Genomic DNA, 239 nt, shown 5'->3' on the forward strand with positions numbered 1-239 from the left:
GGGTGAGCCACTGCATCAGAAAGCTGCCGAGGGCAAACAGGCTGCCGCCAACAATCAGGCGTTTGAAGAAGCGTTTATGCGGGGTATCCAGACCGGCGATGTTGCAGCAGGCGGGCACTAATGAGAACAGCAGACCTTTTTGCAGGTCGCCAGCCAGCCAGCCCAGCGCCACCGGCAGACAGAGCACCAGCGTTTGCCGCAAGGCGTAGTTAACTTCAGGATGGTAAATAATTCGACGC

Annotated in this window: 1 protein-coding gene; it reads right to left on the minus strand. The window is 57.7% G+C overall.

Annotated elements, in window-relative coordinates:
* A partial coding sequence (locus tag SB756_RS34900; RefSeq protein ID WP_410913860.1) for a hypothetical protein occupies positions 1-239 on the minus strand: 239 nt, incomplete at both ends.

This window comes from Pseudomonas sp. SIMBA_068, assembly GCF_046534705.1.
Taxonomy (GTDB): Bacteria; Pseudomonadota; Gammaproteobacteria; order Pseudomonadales; family Pseudomonadaceae; genus Aquipseudomonas; species Aquipseudomonas putida.